Origin of the sequence: Kitasatospora nipponensis (genome assembly GCF_039528135.1) — a bacterium.
GTDB lineage: Bacteria > Actinomycetota > Actinomycetes > Streptomycetales > Streptomycetaceae > Kitasatospora > Kitasatospora nipponensis.
Map to the genome: position 1 here is coordinate 1 of NZ_BAAALF010001110.1, position 531 is coordinate 531.

1 protein-coding gene is annotated in these 531 nt (G+C 70.1%); it reads left to right on the top strand.

Annotated features, from left to right (window positions below):
- A partial coding sequence (locus ABD323_RS45130; RefSeq protein WP_344447739.1) for a hypothetical protein occupies window positions 1-434 on the top strand: 434 nt, incomplete at its 5' end.
- Between the last annotated feature and the right edge of the window lie 97 nt (window positions 435-531).

The following is a 531-nucleotide window of genomic DNA, read 5'->3' on the forward strand; positions in this document are numbered from 1 at the left end:
GCTTCCTGCTCACCACCTACCACCCGGCCCGGGACGCGTTCGGGCTCGGCGGCGAGGACGAGCTGGTGCGGGCCGCCCTGATCGCCACCGGTGTCGAACTCACCGACGTACCAAAGGTGTTCGAGCGCGGCGAGGTGCTGCCGATCGGCACCAGGACCAGGCCGGCCGAGGAGCTCGACGCGCTGCTGGCCCGGTACTTCACGGTGGACTCGTACCTGGAGCGGGACGCGGTGGTCACCGTCGAGGACGCCACCCAGTACGAGCACTTCCACGCCGCCACCTTCGGCGACTACTACAGCCGGCTGGTGCCGCCCGCGCTGCGGGCCGAGTTCTTCCGGGCGATCGGCGAGACCGCGCAGCGGCGGCAGGACGAACTCGGCTGGGTGAGCCACATGCCCGTCCGGCTCTGGCGGCTCAGGCCGCTCCAGGTCTGAGTCGCTCTAGGCTGGAGCACGACGGAACAACCATCCGCCCGAGGAGCTCACAGCATGTCAACTCCCCTCGTCAGCCAGGAACTCGGCGCCTTCCTGC